Source organism: Bradyrhizobium sp. LjRoot220 (genome assembly GCF_964252915.1).
Classification (GTDB): domain Bacteria; phylum Pseudomonadota; class Alphaproteobacteria; order Rhizobiales; family Xanthobacteraceae; genus Bradyrhizobium.
Window position 1 is genome coordinate 106556 of record NZ_CAXUPS020000003.1, and the last position, 14171, is coordinate 120726.

General features: G+C 62.4%; 11 protein-coding genes. 8 read left to right on the plus strand and 3 right to left on the minus strand.

Features of this window, described 5'->3' with window-relative positions:
* The first annotated feature begins 218 nt into the window (after positions 1-218).
* Together ACSQ84_RS14610 and ACSQ84_RS14615 are read left to right on the plus strand one after the other, a co-directional pair.
* Positions 219-749 (plus strand): DUF992 domain-containing protein, encoded by a 531-nt coding sequence (locus ACSQ84_RS14610; protein WP_436212388.1) that lies wholly within the window; start codon positions 219-221, stop codon positions 747-749.
* A 286-nt stretch (positions 750-1035) separates the two neighbouring features.
* Positions 1036-1515: a DUF992 domain-containing protein gene (locus ACSQ84_RS14615; RefSeq protein WP_436212389.1), complete on the plus strand. Its 480-nt coding sequence runs from the start codon at positions 1036-1038 to the stop codon at positions 1513-1515.
* A gap of 65 nt (positions 1516-1580) precedes the next feature.
* Here the strand turns inward: ACSQ84_RS14615 and ACSQ84_RS14620 are convergent, their stop codons facing one another.
* Positions 1581-3065 (minus strand): outer membrane protein, encoded by a 1485-nt coding sequence (locus ACSQ84_RS14620; RefSeq protein WP_436212390.1) that lies wholly within the window; start codon positions 3063-3065, stop codon positions 1581-1583.
* A gap of 296 nt (positions 3066-3361) precedes the next feature.
* Positions 3362-4885 carry an outer membrane protein gene (locus ACSQ84_RS14625; protein WP_436212391.1) on the minus strand — a complete coding sequence of 508 codons (1524 nt, stop codon included), beginning with the start codon at positions 4883-4885 and terminating at the stop codon, positions 3362-3364.
* A 132-nt stretch (positions 4886-5017) separates the two neighbouring features.
* On the opposite strand from ACSQ84_RS14625, the gene ACSQ84_RS14630 reads away from it, so the two are divergent.
* From ACSQ84_RS14630 to ACSQ84_RS14645, 4 genes are all read left to right on the plus strand, one after another.
* Entirely contained in the window at positions 5018-6229 is a 1212-nt protein-coding gene (locus ACSQ84_RS14630; RefSeq protein WP_436212392.1) for an AraC family transcriptional regulator, read from the plus strand.
* A 942-nt stretch (positions 6230-7171) separates the two neighbouring features.
* Entirely contained in the window at positions 7172-9223 is a 2052-nt protein-coding gene (locus tag ACSQ84_RS14635) for an elongation factor G (protein WP_436212393.1), read from the plus strand.
* A 182-nt stretch (positions 9224-9405) separates the two neighbouring features.
* Entirely contained in the window at positions 9406-10248 is an 843-nt protein-coding gene (locus ACSQ84_RS14640; protein ID WP_436212394.1) for a shikimate dehydrogenase, read from the plus strand.
* Between the two features lie 83 nt (positions 10249-10331).
* Positions 10332-10949: a hypothetical protein gene (locus ACSQ84_RS14645; RefSeq protein ID WP_436212395.1), complete on the plus strand. Its 618-nt coding sequence runs from the start codon at positions 10332-10334 to the stop codon at positions 10947-10949.
* Between the two features lie 176 nt (positions 10950-11125).
* Here the strand turns inward: ACSQ84_RS14645 and ACSQ84_RS14650 are convergent, their stop codons facing one another.
* Positions 11126-12262, minus strand: a complete 1137-nt coding sequence (locus ACSQ84_RS14650; RefSeq protein ID WP_436212396.1) for an alpha-hydroxy acid oxidase — start codon at positions 12260-12262, stop codon at positions 11126-11128.
* Positions 12263-12375: 113 nt separating this feature from the next.
* Between ACSQ84_RS14650 and ACSQ84_RS14655 the strand changes: the two genes are divergently transcribed.
* Together ACSQ84_RS14655 and glmM are read left to right on the plus strand one after the other, a co-directional pair.
* Entirely contained in the window at positions 12376-12555 is a 180-nt protein-coding gene (locus tag ACSQ84_RS14655) for a hypothetical protein (protein WP_436212397.1), read from the plus strand.
* A 202-nt stretch (positions 12556-12757) separates the two neighbouring features.
* Complete coding sequence (glmM, locus tag ACSQ84_RS14660; RefSeq protein ID WP_436212398.1) at positions 12758-14104, plus strand: phosphoglucosamine mutase; 1347 nt, start codon at positions 12758-12760, stop codon at positions 14102-14104.
* Positions 14105-14171 lie beyond the last annotated feature (67 nt).

A 14171-nucleotide genomic window follows, 5' to 3' on the forward strand; every position in this document is an offset into this window, starting at 1 on the left:
ACCTGTTCCGCCCGATGCGGGACAGGTTCCGTTCGCATCCAAGCAAGCGCCGAGAAAGCAAGCGTCGAGAAAACGCGTCAGAAAAAAGGCGTGTCAAATCACATCGCGCATAAACCGTATGATGTTTTGAAGCCTTCTTTTCTTAAAGCGCCATGTTTTGGACACGGCGCTTCCTTCCTGTCCCCCCGCACCTTCAGTTCATCAAGCGGGGACGACACATGCTTTTCGGAAAACGCCTTACGACATCAGGCATCGCCATCGCGGCGCTGATCACGCCGATCGCGAGCGCGGATGCGGCACCGCCGGTTCGCGCCGGCGTCCTGCAATGCCAGGGCGGCCAGAATGTCGGCTTTGTCGTCGGCTCCGTGACCAGCCTCGAATGCGTGTTCAAGAGCGAAGGCCGCCGGCCGGAACCCTACATCGCCACCGTGCGCCGCTACGGCCTCGATCTCGGCATTACCGCACAGACGCAATTGGCCTGGGCGGTGAATGCGCCGAACAGACGGGTCAGCCGTGGCGATCTCGCCGGTAATTACGGCGGCGTCGGTGCCAACGCGTCGGTCGGTATCGGCGGCGGCGGTAACTTCCTGGTCGGCGGTCCGGCCAATTCCTACGCGCTGCAACCGCTCAGCGTGCAGGGCCAGACCGGGCTGAACGTGGCCGCCGGGGTGGCCGACCTCCAGCTGGAGCCGTTCCGCGGCTATGGCGGCCCGCGCCGCCACCACCGCCGGCATCATCGCCGCGGCTGAGAGCGATAACGTTATGAAAGAGGCCCGCGACAGCGGGCCTTTTTTATTTGAGCCCGTCATTCCGGGGCGGCTTTTTGTGACCGTCATTCCGGGGCGCGAAGCGAACCCGGAATCTCGAGATTCCGGGTTCGATGCTGCGCATCGCCCTCAGATGCGCAATGGCGCATCGGGGAATGACGGGCTAAAGGCAAAATCTGGCACGGCAATAGTTGTTATGCCATAGATGCGCGCACGCCCTTCCGCGTCTTTCTCAATTCCTGCTCGCATCCCATCCGGAGATTTCCTCATGCGCCGCTTGCTTCTCCCTGCCGCTGCCGCCATCGCCATGCTGGCCGCTTCGATCGCCGGTGCCAATGCGCAGCAGGCGCGCGTGCAGATCGGCGTGCTGGAGTGCCGCGGCGGCGCCAGCGTCGGCTTCATCGTCGGCTCGGTGACCAATCTCGGTTGCGTGCTGCGCGCCGAGGGCAGGCCGGAAGACCGTTACATCGCGACCATCCGCAAAGTCGGCCTCGATCTCGGCATCACCCAGGAGTCCGCACTGGCCTGGGCGGTGTTTGCGCCGTCGGTGCAGCTCGGACCGGGCGACCTCTCCGGCAATTATGTCGGCGCGCAGGGCAGTGCCACGTTCGGCGTCGGCGTCGGCGGCAACGTGCTGGTCGGCGGCTCGGCGAACTCGATCGCGCTGCAGCCGCTCAGCCTGCAAGGCCAGGTCGGCGTCAGCATCGCTGCCGGATTGGAAAGCCTGGAACTGCGGCCGGGGCGGTGAGATTCATTCAACCGGAATAAAAAAGGCCCGCAAAATGCGGGCCTTTTGCGGTCAGAGTTGACCTATCAGTATTTGGCGACGACGCCGTAATTGCCGAGCCTGTAATTGACGCCAAGCTTGACGGCGTGAATGTCCACGTTCGTGTTGACCGTGATCCCGGACGAACTTGTGAAAGTGTTCCGATTGCTAACGGTTTTGGTGTTGTCAAACCTCATGTAGTTGTACTCCGCCTTCCACGACCAGTTGTCGAGGAAAGCGTTCTCGATACCGGCGCCAACGGTCCAGCCGACCCGGGTCGCATGGGCGTCGGCCCGGGTCCCGCCCAGTAGCGGGACGGTCAATGCGTTGGTCTCGCGCATCAGTGCGCCGCCACCCTTGCCGTAAACCATCCAGCGGTTCCAGGCGTGACCGACGCGCCCCGTCAGGGTGGCGGACCAGTCGATCGCGACATCGTAAGTTTGGACGACGGTCGCGGATGGATCGACTACGCTCGTCCTCGCGCCAATGTTTGTTCCTGTGGCGTCGGCCTCGAGCCCGAACACCCAGTTGCCTGCCTGTCGGTTGAAGCCGACCTGTCCGCCGCCCACGAAGCCCTTTGGCTTCTGGGTGAAGGGCGGCGCGAACACGTTCCCGTCGAGACCAAAGGTGGTGGCGAAGTTGCGCTCGGTGCTTGCCGAACCGGCATGTCCGCCGACGTACAACCCCGTCCAGTCGTACGCGGTCGCGACCGGCGCTTTGTAAACTGGCGACGGTCCGGCACCTGCGACAGTCACCGGAACACCGAACCGGTAATTTATGCCGGCCTTGACGAAGTGAAGGTTGACGTCGGTATAGGACTTGATGCCCGAGAACGATGCTACGGAAAGGGCATTGGTGATGCTGTCGTTGCCGTCAAAGCGCATGTAACTGTACTCGGCTTTCCATGACCAGTTATCGTGGAAGGCATTTTCGACGCCGGCGCCGACGGTCCATCCGAGCCGCGTGACCTTGGCGCTATGGTATGGCGAATCCGGTATGATAAGCCCAGGTGCTATCAGGGCATAGGTTTCGTGCATCACCGCGGCGCCGCCCTTGCCGTAAAGCATCCAGCGGTCCCACGCATAGCCGAGGCGTCCGGTCAGGCTCGCGGTCCAGTCGATATTGACGTCAAAGGTCTGGGTGATGAGGGGCAGTGTGGGAACGGCAACCGTGGTCGAGCTGCGAAGCGTCGTGCCCGAGAGTTCTGCTTCGAGGCCCCAGACCCAGTTGCCGGTCTGGCGGTTGAAGCCGATCTGGCCGCCACCGGCAAAACCGTTCGGATGCTGCGAGAAGCCGGGATTGGAGACCCTCGTGATTATCCCGTTGCCGACAAAGGTTCGTTCGAAGGTGCGATCGGCACCGGCCCAGCCGAGGTGACCGCCGACATACATGCCCGTCCAGTCATAAAGACTGGCGATCGGCATCGCCTTATAGGCCGGGCGCGGTCCGAGATCGGCTGCGAATGCACCAGAGAGACCGCCCAATGAGATGGCTGCGGCTGCGAGCGTCGTCCGCGATAGATGATTGTACATGATGTCGCCCCGAACAATTCTACGGATGAATCCCGGTGCTGAATCGTCGGGTCCAGGTTCACCACGTCCTGTTTCATTCTTACCAAGGCGCCCAAAATCGACTTGTCCTGCTTGGCCTTCGATTTGTACGGCGTGGCACAGGCTGGCGATTGTCGGTCATCGTTGCAATCGCGCCACGCTTTTTCGGGCCTCGCCAATCGATATCTGGCGAGTAGAAAGGCGCCCGCCATATGCGAGCCCGTGTTTGTCCAGTCTGTCAGGAAATACTACGACATGAGAATTTCGCGATACGCGGATCAATATCGGGCACTGACTGCGATCGGCGTCGGGCTGAAGTGATAGTTCACGCCGAACTTGATCAGGTGCAGGTCCTGCGGCATCTTGTCGAACTGAGCGGAAGAAGCGCCCGATCCTGCGATGGGCGGAGCGTTGACGTTGCGAATGCCGGTCGCCGTCAGGTTCTGCGCAAGCATCTTGATGTAGTCGTATTCGAGCTTTGCCGACCAGTTGCCGCCGAGGGCGTACTCAACGCCGGCACCCGCCACGATTCCGGTGTGAAAGGCTTTGGCTTCCAGGTTGAAGACCGCGCTGAGATTTGGAGCGATCCGGGTGTCAGTAAGCCTGTGCCTCTCGTCAGCGAGCGCGACGCCAGCCTTGCCATATACCATCAGGCGGTCTGCCGTTACAAAACCTGCGCGCGCAGCCGCGATCGCAAGCCAATTGATCTTTGTCTCGAAGTCAAAAGTCTGAGTGGCCGCACCAAAGTTAAGGACTGTTGTCTGACTTCCTTTGATGCCGGTCCACATCCATTCGCCTTCGACGCCGAAGACCAAAGTGCCTGCCTGCGCGTTGACCCCGACAGTTCCGCCGGCAAGCCATCCGTTCACATCATACTTTCCGGTTGCGGGATTCGCCGGATTGAACAGATCTGGCCATTGCGCGTGGCCGAAACCGTATCCGGCCTGAACGCCGACATAGGCGCCCGACCAGTTGTATCCTGGCGCAGGCCTGACTGGCACAAACGTCGGATCGGTCTGAATTCCGCCAAGACGATAATTCACGCCGATCTTGCCGAGATGGAGCGCCTGCTCAATTGAGGCGCCGGCCGCATCCAGGGGAGTTACAACGCCATTGAGGTTCGCTGTTCCAGTAAGTCCTGCCGTTCGGGTGCCGAGATGGACGTAGTTGTACTCGGCCTTGACCGACCAGTTGTTTCCTAACGCATACTCCGCTCCGAAGCCGACAACGGGAGCCCATCGATGCTGGCTGCCGCTGCCCGAGGCCATTTCGGTAGCAGGAGCCAGAGGTGCGAAGCTCGAACTGCTAAAGCGGAAGGAATGCTTTTCCTGCGCGACTGCAAGGCCGCCCTTGGCGTAGACGAACCAGCGGTCGGCGGCCAGACCGGCACGCCCCGTAAACGTCACCAGGCCATCGATCTTCGACCTGGCGGTGCCTTCTGTCTGGAATCCAAGGGGCGGTCCGCCGTTGAGAAGCAACTGCGAGCTACCAATGTCAGTCCACGATCCGTCAAGCTCGAAGCCAAATACGAAGCTGCCGATTTGCTTGTTGATCCCGATCTGACCGCCGGCGAGGAGACCCTTCGCCAGAAAATCGTTGCCTAACACACCCGTCCAATCGGTCATGCCTCCACCGTAGCCGGCATGCAAGCCGATATAGACGCCGCTCCAGTCGTAAGGGGCCGGCGCGACCGGCATTGCCTTGTAGGCGGGGTGCGGTCCGTGATCGGCCGCGAACCCAGCTGAAAGGCTGCCCAATGAAATGGCCGCTGCGGCAAGCGTCGTCCGCGAGATGTGATGCATAATGTCGCCCCGAACAATTCTGAGGATGAGTCCTGATCTGAATCGTCAGGTCCGGATTCATCAGGTCGCGTTTCAGCAAGTCTTTGTGCATTCTTACCAAGCCGCCCATAATCGGCTTATCCTGAGCGGCTCTTGATTTGCACGGCGTGGCATCGCCTCCTGATTGCTGGCGAGCGTTGCAATCGCGCCACGGGTTTCGAACTGGCTGGCACAATTGGTTTGACTGGCACTGTCTGGATTGTGCCGATGCAGCTAGCCTGTCTTGATCTGGATCTGCTCGAAGCAAATCGAATTTTGAGGGCATCACAGGCGATGGATGTTGATGAGTCCGGTGGAAAGGCCGTTGGCGGCAAGATTCAGAAAGTTGTTTTTGCGCCAGAGCAGCTTCCGCCCCATCTGACCGATCAGGCAAAATTCGTGCTGTGGCAGGATCAGTGGAATGCGCTTGACGGTTCGGTCGATCTCCACCGCGCGGATGATCGCTCCTTCATGGAGAACTTTGAATTCGTGCCGATCGGCGCGGTCGGTATCGGTCGGCTCGACGGCAGCATCGATCGGATAAAGCGCAGCCCGTGCGACGTCGCTTCCGATGGTGCGGACAATTTTTGCGTCGCGCTTCATAACGGTCGTTCCGATATAATCAGCATCCAGAACACGCAGGAGACGACGACCAGTCGCGACACAGCGGTGCTTCTGACTGCCGAACCCGGCGAGATGGTCGGAGGTCCGGAAAATGGCTGGTATGCGATCAATATTTCGCGCGCCCGGCTGCTTGCGTTGGTCCCAAACGCGGACGACCTCATCGGCAAACCGCTCGATGCGTCCTCGCCGGCGCTGCGTCATCTCGGCCGCTACGCCGAGTTTCTCATCGGCCTGAAGCAGGAAAGCGATCCGGCGCTCGACCGGCACATCGAGACCACGCTGGTCGATCTCGTCGCACTCGCGCTGGGCGCGCGCGGCGTTCCGCCGGAGATGGCGGTGACGCGCGGCCTGCGCGCGGCACGATTGCACGACATTCTTGCGGCCATCAAATCGGGCTTTCACGATCCGGAATTCTCGTCGCAAAGTGTTGCGCGGCGTCTGGGCTTGTCGCGCCGTTACGTAAACGATCTTTTGGCCGAAAGCGGATCGAGCTTCGCCGAGCGCGTGCTGGAGATGCGGCTGGACAAGGCCAGGGTGATGCTGATCGATGCAGCCCATATTCGATTGAAGATCAGCGAAATTGCATGGACCAGCGGGTTCAACGAGGTCCCTTACTTCAATCGCCGCTTTCGCCGCCGTTTCGGTATGACCCCGACCGAGCTGCGCGAAGCGGCGCGCACGATAAGGGGGCGAAGGTATTGATGAGTTTCGCTGCGCTCTACCAACGCACTGTTAGGGGAAGAATTTCGTAGCTCACACAAGCGCATGCGATATGCGGGATCAGCAAGAAAGACCCCGCATGTCGCGTTGCTCACCCGGGCTGCATACCAACTGTGCCCGACGGGCAAATCACTTCTGGTTTGCGGAATTCGTGTCAAGCCCCGAAATAAAAAATATTTCGCTTTTACGGAATCCAAATCAAGGATACATATTCTGCCATCCCGTCCTACTCAGAAGGGCGTCGGCCGTCGTCACGGACGTTGGACGGGTTGCGGTGGACGCTGATGTCGCGATGGACGATCGCGGCAGAAGCGTACGGCGAAGACGTGTGGTCCTGACGTCGCGGTGCTGGCGTCAATGCACCTGGAGGCAATAGCTTCCAGGGCGCTACGGAGGCAAAAGAGCCGTTCTCCGGGGAGAGCTCGTTATAAGCCGTAAAGCCATTGCGCAGGGAAGGCCAGGTGTTCTCCGCTGCCCTGTATGCTCGTGTGCATTTTATTTTGTGCAAACCGCACACGAGACCGCGGGTGCAGCGCGCACCCGGTCTTCCCTGCGCCCTCTATTTGGAGAGGGCGGGAAGTTTCCAGCAAGACTCGGGCGCAATGCGTCGCGGGAACGTAAACACATATTCAGTGTCATCGTCCGCGAAGGCGGACGATCCAGTATCCAGAGACGGCAATGATTGAACCAATGATAGAACCGAAAAGCCGCGGCGTACTGGATCCCCGCCTGCGCGGGGATGACAGCGTTGGGTGGGACCGCGGCGCGAGAACGTGGAACCACGTTTGCAATTCGGCCGTGCCGCTCCCCTCCCTTCACGATGCACTGCAGCGAATCTTTCCTGCTTGCCAAATCGTCGGGACCGGCAGAGCATGAGAAGTTGCCGACCCAATCATGGGCCGAGCTCCCAACAAGGAGGCGGCAATGGGACAAGACGTCAGAAGTCCCCGAGGTCCACGGTGCATTGCGCTGGTGGGCCCTTTCCAGAGCGGTAAAACCACACTTCTTGAAGCCATAATGGCGCGCACAGGCGCCATCCACCGTGCCGGCAGCGTCGATGCCGGAACTTCGGTCGGCGATTCCAGCCCCGAGGCGCGGCACCACAAGATGGGCGTCGGCCTGACGGCGGCCACCACCAGTTTCATGGGCGACAGCTACACTTTTATCGATTGTCCCGGCTCGATCGAGTTCGCGCACGACATGCGCGCAGCGCTGCCGGCGGTCGATGCCGCGATCGTGGTCTGCGAGGCGGATGAAAAGAAGCTGCCGCAGCTGCAGATCATCCTGCGCGAGCTCGAGGAAATGGGCATTCCGCGCTTTTTATTTTTGAACAAGATCGACAAGGCCAACAAGCGTATTCGTGAAACGCTGGCGACGTTGCAGCCGGCCTCGCGCGTGCCGCTGGTGTTGCGGCAGATTCCGATCTGGAACGGCGAACTGATCGAAGGTTTCGTCGATCTCGCGCTGGAGCGCGCCTTTGTCTACCGCGAACACAAGTCTTCGGAAGTGATCGCGCTGGACGGCGGCAATCTCGACCGCGAAAAGGAAGCGCGGTTCTCGATGCTGGAAAAGCTCGCCGACCACGACGACGTGCTGATGGAGCAACTACTGGAAGACATCCAGCCGCCGCGCGACGCGGTGTTCGACGATCTCGCCCGCGAATTGCGCGAAGGTCTGATCTGCCCGGTGTTGTTGGGCGCCGCGACCCGTGAAAACGGCGTGCTGCGGCTGATGAAGGCGCTGCGCCATGAAGCGCCCGGCGTGGCCGAGACCGCCAAACGCCTCGGCGCGACGTCTTCGGGCAAGGATGCGCTGGGCTATGTGTTCAAGACCCTGCATCAGCCGCACGGCGGCAAGCTGTCGCTGGTGCGGCTGCTCTCCGGACACCTCGATGACGGCGCGACGCTGCAATCCTCGTCCGGCGAAGCGGGCAGGGTCTCCGGCATCCTCGCGGTCAATGGCGGGCACGACAGCAAGCGGCCGGCGGCGGAAGCCGGCGAAACCGTAGCCCTCGGCAAGCTCGACGCCATCAAGACCGGCGATACGGTTTCCAGCGGCAAGACCGCGCCGGCCTCGCTCGCGCACGTCGAGCCGACCGCGCCGGTGCTGGCGATGTCGCTGGCGGCGAACGATCGCAAGGACGACGTCAAGCTCGGCCAGGCGCTGCTGCGGCTGAACGAGGAAGATCCGTCGCTGTCGATGATCCACAACACCCAGACCCATGACATCGTGCTGTGGGGGCAGGGCGAGATGCATTTGCGCGTCGCGCTGGAGCGCCTCAAGGATCGTTTCGGCGTCAACGTCAAATCGCAAGCCCCGGCGATCGGCTATCAGGAGACGATCCGCAAATCGATCACGCAACGTGGCCGCCACAAGAAGCAGTCCGGCGGCCATGGCCAGTTCGGCGACGTCGTGCTGGAAATCAAGCCGATGCCGCGCGGCTCCGGTTTCGAATTCCACGAAAAGGTCGTCGGCGGCGCGGTGCCGCGCAACTATATCGGAGCGGTGGAGGAGGGCGTGGTCGACGGTCTGGCGCGCGGCCCGCTCGGCTTTCCCGTGATCGACCTTCAGGTCACCCTGACCGACGGCTCCTATCACAGCGTCGACTCCTCCGATCTTGCCTTCCGCACCGCGGCGCGGATCGGCATGAGCGAGGCGCTGCCGCAGTGCCAGCCGGTGCTGCTGGAGCCGATCCACATGGTGGAGATCGTCTGCCCGACCGAGGCCACCGCGAAGATCAACGCCATCCTGTCGGCGCGGCGCGGCCAGATCCTCGGCTTCGACACCCGCGAAGGCTGGACCGGCTGGGATTGCGTTCGCGCCACCATGCCCGAGGCCGAGATCGGCGACCTGATCGTCGAATTACGCTCAGCCTCCGCCGGCGCCGGCGGCTTTACCCGGCAGTTCGACCGCATGGCCGAAGTAACCGGCCGCGCCGCCGACCAGATCATCGCCGCGCATCGGGTCGCGGCGTGATTTTGATGCCGTGCTTTATCGTCATGGCCGGGCTTGACCCGGCCATCCACGTCCTTCTCGCTTAGCACAAGCTGAGACGTGGATGCCCGGCACAAGGCCGGGCATGACGAGTTTGACTACAAGCAATCCGCCCCACCACCCCCGGCATTGACTCGGCCGCCGGCTTGGCCGAATTGACTGCCATGACCCGTGCCACCAGACCCCCTGCCGCGTGCCTGATCGGATGGCCGGCCGCGCATTCGCGCTCGCCGCTGATCCATCACTACTGGCTGCGGACGCTCGGTATCGAGGGCGGCTACGTCATCGAAGCGGTGCCGCCCGACGAGTTGCAGGATTTCGTGTTCCGTCTCTCGCTGCGCGGCTTCGTGGGCGCCAACGTCACCATTCCGCACAAGGAGCGCGCGCTGGCGCTGTCGAAGCCGGACGAGCGCGCCCGCGCGGTCGGCGCCGCCAACACGCTGTGGTACCAGGATGGCGAACTCTGCTCGACCAACACAGATGTCGAAGGCTTCATCAACAATCTCGATGCTTGCGCCCCCGGATGGGATCGCGCCGAAGATGCGCTGGTGCTGGGCGCCGGCGGTTCGGCGCGCGCGGTTCTGTTCGGGCTGATCGAACGCGGCATCAAGCGCGTGCATGTCGCCAACCGGACCGTGGCGCGTGCGCGTGCGCTGGCCGACCAATTCGGCGCAAGCGTGTTGCCGGTGGAATGGGATGCGCTGGATGAGCTGCTGCCTCGCGCCGGGCTGCTGGTGAACACGACGTCGCTCGGCATGCATGGCCAGCCGGCGCTGGAACTCGATGTCGGGCGCCTGCCGTCAAACGCCGCGGTCAGCGATCTCGTTTACGTGCCGCTGGATACGCCGTTGCTTGTCGCCGCGCGCGCGCGAGAACTGCGAACCGCCGACGGGCTCGGCATGCTGCTGCACCAGGCGGTCCGCGGGTTTGAATTGTGGTTCGGGCAGCGTCCCGAAGTGACATCAGAACTTCGTGCGATCGTCGAGGCCGATCTCAACAAAGTTTGAGCGGCACAATCATGATGGAATAGGCATTCTCTGCCGGTGTTGGCGTCGATGGGACGCTCAAAGACATTGAAAGGGATACCGCCATGCGGATGACGTCACGCCTGTTCGCTGTTTCACTGACATTTGCCACCGTGCTCGGCACATCTGCATGGGCGCAACAACAGCCGACGGCGCGCATCCGCGGCACCATCGAGGCCGTCGACGGACCGACGCTGTCGATCAAATCGCGCGAGGGCACCGACATGAAGGTCCGCATGACCGACAATGTGGCGGTGTTCGGCGTCGCCAGGACCGCATTGTCGGAGATCAAGGAAGGCTCGTATATCGGCGTCACCGGCATGCCGGAGCCCGACGGCACCCAGAAGGCGGTGGCGGTGCATATTTTCCCCGAAAACCAGCGCGGCGCGGCGGAAGGTTTCCGGCCCTGGGACGCGCGGCTGAATTCGACCATGACCAACGCGACCGTCGCCCAGACGGTCAAGGGCACCGATGGTCAGAACATCCTGGTCAAATACAAGGACGGCGAGAAGAAAGTCGTGGTGCCGCCGGACACGCCGGTCGTGACCTTCGTCGCCGGCGACAAGTCCGAACTGAAGCCGGGCGCCAAGGTCATCATCTTCGGTGCGACGAAAAAGGAAGACGGCACGCTGGAAGCGGCGCGCGTCAATGTCGGCCGCGACGGGATCACACCGCCAATGTGAGGTGGGCTTCCTTCCCCTCTCCCCTTGTGGGAGAGGATGGCTTCGCGAAGCGAAGACGGGTGAGGGGTTCTCTCCTCACGATTGGCTTGCGATGAGGATAGAGACCCCTCATCCGGCGCTTCGCGCCACCTTCTCCCACAAGGGGAGAAGGGAAGTCAGACCGCGTTTTGTATCCCCTAAATCGCCAGCACGCGATCGTCGATTTCGGCGATGGTGTTGACGCCGCACAGGCCCATCGTCACCAGCAATTCGTTGCGGATCAGGTCGAGCGCCTTGGCGACGCCGGCCTCGCCGCCGGCGCCGAGGCCGTGGACGAAGGCGCGGCCGATCATGCAGGATTTGGCGCCGAGCGCCAGCGCGCGCATCACGTCCTGGCCGGAACGGATGCCACCGTCGAACATGATCTCCATCTTGTCGCCGACCGCATCGACGATCTCCGGCAGCACCTCGATCGACGACGGCGCGCCGTCGAGCTGGCGGCCGCCATGGTTGGAGACCACCATCGCATGCGCCCCGGTCTTCACGGCCTCTTCGGCGTCCTCGACGTCGAGAATGCCCTTGAGGATCAGCTTGCCCGGCCAGATCGAGCGGATCCACTCGACATCTTTCCAGTTCAGCGAGGTGTCGAACTGCGAGTTGGTCCATTGCGAGAGCTGGCTGATATCGCCGGTGCCTTTGACGTGGCCGGCGATGTTGCCGAAGGTGCGGCGCTTGCCGCGCATCACGCCAGCGACCCAGGCCGGTTTGGAGGCGAAGTCGAGCAGCTTCGACAGCGACCACTCCGGCGGAATCGTCATGCCGTTCTTGATGTCCTGATGGCGCTGTCCCATCACCTGCAGGTCGACGGTCAGGACCAGCGCGCTGCATTTCGCCGCGATCGCGCGCTCGATCAGCGACTTGATGAAGCTGCGGTCCTTCATCACGTAAAGCTGGAACCAGAACGGCTTGTCGACATTGGCGGCGACGTCCTCGATCGAGCAGATCGACATCGTGCTCAGCGTGAACGGAATGCCGGCGGCCTGCGCGGCGCGGCAGGCGGCGATTTCGCCGTCGCCATATTGCATGCCCAATAGTCCGATCGGCGCCAGGCTCAGCGGCAGCGCGGCCGGCTCGCCGAGGATCGTGGTCGACGTATCGCGCCTGGATACGTCGACCAGAATGCGCTGGCGGAACTTGATCGCTTCGAGATCGGCACGGTTGGCGCGCAGTGTGTCTTCGGAATAGGAGCCGCGATCTGCATAGTCGAAGAACGCCTTCGGCACGCGCCGCTTGTGCAACTGGCGCAAGTCCTCAATGCAGGTAATGTGCTTCATGGACGTTCCGGCCCCTTATTGAATTTCTTGTCTCTGTGGTCATCTAGCATGGTTGATACGTCAGCCAAATCGGCTCGCGGAACCCTGCGGTGAGGACATCCCAAGGACCTCTCATGACCGGACCCGAACGTCATCCCAAGCCCGCGAAGAAGCCCCGCGACAGCGCCGAAAAGCGCCGGTTGGACGAGGCCCTGGAGGAGGGTCTGGAAGAGACCTTTCCGGCCTCGGATCCCGTCAATGTCATCCAGCCGGCGCCGTCGAAGGGTGACCTCCACATCAAGCGGCGCGATTAGGGTTCGCCCAGCGCACGGGACTTATCATAAAAATATCAGCTATTACAATGGGTTAGTTGCAGATCGCGGCGGTCGGGCCCGGTAATGATTCATCATATTTTTTGAAGCCATTTTAGCGCCTGAGGGACTATAAGGCCCGTTCACGCTATGATGGTGGGCGTTCGCTGCTTCTTTTAGAGGCGTCGGAATCGCTGGGGGTCACATGAGCCGCAAATTTTTCGGGACCGACGGAATTCGAGGCCGTGCCAATGGTCTGATCACGCCGGAGCTCGCGCTCAAGGTGGGGCAGGCGGCCGGCCTGGTGTTTCAGCGCGGCGATCACCGCCACCGCGTCGTGATCGGCAAGGACACGCGGCTGTCCGGCTACATGATCGAATACGCCATGGTGGCGGGCTTTACCTCGGTCGGCATGGACGTGCTGCTGCTCGGCCCGATGCCGACGCCGGCGGTCGCGATGCTGACCAAGTCGATGCGCGCCGATCTCGGGGTGATGATATCGGCCTCGCACAATCTGTTCGAGGACAACGGCATCAAGCTGTTCGGCCCGCAGGGCTTCAAACTGTCCGACGACGTCGAGAAGCAGATCGAGCAACTGCTCGACGAGCCGATCGACCGCAAGCTGGCGCAGAGCGCCAGCCTCGGGCGCGCCCGCCGTATCGACGGCGTCCATGACCGCTACATCGAATTCGCCAAGCGCACGCTGCCGCGCGAACTCTCGCTCGACGGGTTGCGCGTGGTGATCGATTGCGCCAATGGCGCGGCCTACAAGGTGGTGCCGGAAGCGCTGTGGGAGCTCGGCGCCGACGTGGTTGCCATGGGCGTCGAGCCTGACGGCTTCAACATCAACAAGGAATGCGGCTCGACCTCGCCGGAGGCGCTGAGCCGCAAGGTGCGCGAGATGCGCGCCGACATCGGCATCGCGCTCGACGGCGACGCCGATCGCGTCATCCTGGTCGACGAGCGCGGTCATGTCGTCGACGGCGACCAGCTGCTCGCGGTGATCGCGCAGAGCTGGAAGGAAGACGGCCGTCTGGCCAAGCCCGGCATTGTCGCCACCGTGATGTCCAATCTCGGGCTCGAGCGCTTCCTTGAAGGCCAGGGGCTGGAGATGGTGCGCACGCCGGTCGGCGACCGCTACGTGCTCGAGCAGATGCTGAAGCAGGGCTACAATCTCGGCGGCGAGCCGTCGGGCCACATTATCCTGTCCGACTATGCGACCACCGGCGACGGCTTCGTCGCGGCGCTGCAGGTGCTGGCCGTGGTGCAGAAGCTGCGCCGCCCGGTGTCGGAAGTCTGCCACAAATTCGACCCGCTGCCGCAGATCCTGAAGAACGTGCGTTATCGCAGCGGCAAGCCGCTCGACGATGCCGAGGTCAAATCCGCCATCGTCGATGGCGAAAAGCGCCTCAACGGCCACGGCCGCTTGCTGGTGCGTTCATCCGGCACCGAGCCGGTGATCCGCGTGATGGGCGAGGGCGACGATCGCATCCTGGTCGAGGAAGTGGTCGATCACATCGTCACCGCCCTCGGCCACGCCGCGGCGGCTTGATTTCTTCCTTCTCCCCTTGTGGGAAAAGGTGGCATAGGCGGCCTTGGGCCGCCGTTCTTAGAACGCC

Bases quoted from the DNA above. Each gene is read 5' to 3' on its own strand.
- ACSQ84_RS14610 (WP_436212388.1), top strand. From the start codon at position 219: ATGCTTTTCGGAAAACGCCTTACGACATCAGGCATCGCCATCGCGGCG.
- ACSQ84_RS14615 (WP_436212389.1), top strand. From the start codon at position 1,036: ATGCGCCGCTTGCTTCTCCCTGCCGCTGCCGCCATCGCCATGCTGGCC.
- ACSQ84_RS14620 (WP_436212390.1), bottom strand. From the start codon at position 3,065: ATGTACAATCATCTATCGCGGACGACGCTCGCAGCCGCAGCCATCTCA.
- ACSQ84_RS14625 (WP_436212391.1), bottom strand. From the start codon at position 4,885: ATGCATCACATCTCGCGGACGACGCTTGCCGCAGCGGCCATTTCATTG.
- ACSQ84_RS14635 (WP_436212393.1), top strand. From the start codon at position 7,172: ATGGGACAAGACGTCAGAAGTCCCCGAGGTCCACGGTGCATTGCGCTG.
- ACSQ84_RS14640 (WP_436212394.1), top strand. From the start codon at position 9,406: ATGACCCGTGCCACCAGACCCCCTGCCGCGTGCCTGATCGGATGGCCG.
- ACSQ84_RS14645 (WP_436212395.1), top strand. From the start codon at position 10,332: ATGCGGATGACGTCACGCCTGTTCGCTGTTTCACTGACATTTGCCACC.
- ACSQ84_RS14650 (WP_436212396.1), bottom strand. From the start codon at position 12,262: ATGAAGCACATTACCTGCATTGAGGACTTGCGCCAGTTGCACAAGCGG.
- ACSQ84_RS14655 (WP_436212397.1), top strand. From the start codon at position 12,376: ATGACCGGACCCGAACGTCATCCCAAGCCCGCGAAGAAGCCCCGCGAC.
- glmM (WP_436212398.1), top strand. From the start codon at position 12,758: ATGAGCCGCAAATTTTTCGGGACCGACGGAATTCGAGGCCGTGCCAAT.